The organism is Pseudomonas shirazensis (genome assembly GCF_014268785.2).
Lineage (GTDB): Bacteria > Pseudomonadota > Gammaproteobacteria > Pseudomonadales > Pseudomonadaceae > Aquipseudomonas > Aquipseudomonas shirazensis.
The window spans coordinates 1-213 of record NZ_JABWRD020000019.1; the positions used below are offsets into that span (position 1 = coordinate 1).

Genomic DNA, 213 nt, shown 5'->3' on the forward strand with positions numbered 1-213 from the left:
CGTAGGGGTTCAGACCACCACGGCCGAACGGGCTCTCGCTGTCGGGGCTGAGGAAGCCCATGACGATGGGGTCATAGGGCCGGTAGCCGCCTGGGATATACCAGCCGGTCAACGGCTCGCGGCGTTCGCCGGCATAGCCATAGGGGCCGTTTGCGGGGTCCTCGGGCTCGGCGCCGTGGGCGGTGTAGTGGCGGCTGCGTACGCTGTTGTCGA

At 68.5% G+C, this 213-nt stretch carries 1 protein-coding gene; it reads right to left on the reverse strand.

What is annotated here, in order from left to right:
* A partial coding sequence (locus HU736_RS21700; RefSeq protein WP_275967714.1) for an RHS repeat-associated core domain-containing protein occupies window positions 1-213 on the reverse strand: 213 nt, incomplete at both ends.